Source organism: Flavobacterium branchiicola, from assembly GCF_018383905.1.
Classification (GTDB): Bacteria; Bacteroidota; Bacteroidia; order Flavobacteriales; family Flavobacteriaceae; genus Flavobacterium; species Flavobacterium branchiicola.
Map to the genome: position 1 here is coordinate 1 of NZ_JAGYWA010000042.1, position 255 is coordinate 255.

The 255-nt window shown below is 43.1% G+C and carries 1 protein-coding gene; it reads left to right on the forward strand.

The window, feature by feature from the left end:
* Window positions 1-255: hypothetical protein (locus KHA98_RS22845; protein WP_213260287.1), on the forward strand; the 255-nt coding region annotated here is incomplete at both ends.

Consider the following 255-nt stretch of genomic DNA (forward strand, 5'->3'; position numbering starts at 1 on the left):
GCTGGTACCTGGAATCCGGACATGAAGTAAAAATGGATTACCAGACCAATACCGCAAACGAGGTAAGGCTTTTTACAGCCAATACATCCTGGGATGCCTCACTGGGATTATATGCCATTTCGTTTGCCAATGCAGGTTATTACAACGCCAATGAGCTCTATAAAACCGTTACTTACGATGAGAACAGCGTAGCCCCTTTATCTGAAGCTAACGGCGCTACAATAGAATTTAAAAACAAAGAAGGACAAGTTGTCC